General features: G+C 58.9%; 1 pseudogene. It reads right to left on the reverse strand.

From position 1 onward, the window contains the following. Positions 1-110: 110 nt before the first annotated feature. A pseudogene (locus tag J5M57_RS28835) lies at positions 111-246 on the reverse strand (amidohydrolase); the annotation flags it as partial.

Here is a 246-nt window from a genome sequence, read left to right on the forward strand (position 1 = left end):
TTCAGTGCACTGAACCGCTCGCTGAGCCAGCCTGAGGCGAAAGCGGCGTAATCGATCGCAGAAATGCAAAAGGCCCCGGAGTGCGAACTCCGGGGCCTTTTTGTTGAGAATCAAAAGATCGCAGCCTCCAGCACAACCTTGAACACGCCGTCCGACTCCCCCGCCGCCAGCAGAGTCTCACCCTGGAAATCCAGCACCTGACTGTCACCGGTGTAGGCAAAACCCTTGCCGTCTGTGCCGATGCGA

This window comes from Pseudomonas sp. 86_A, from assembly GCF_017491705.1.
GTDB classification, from domain to species: domain Bacteria; phylum Pseudomonadota; class Gammaproteobacteria; order Pseudomonadales; family Pseudomonadaceae; genus Aquipseudomonas; species Aquipseudomonas koreensis.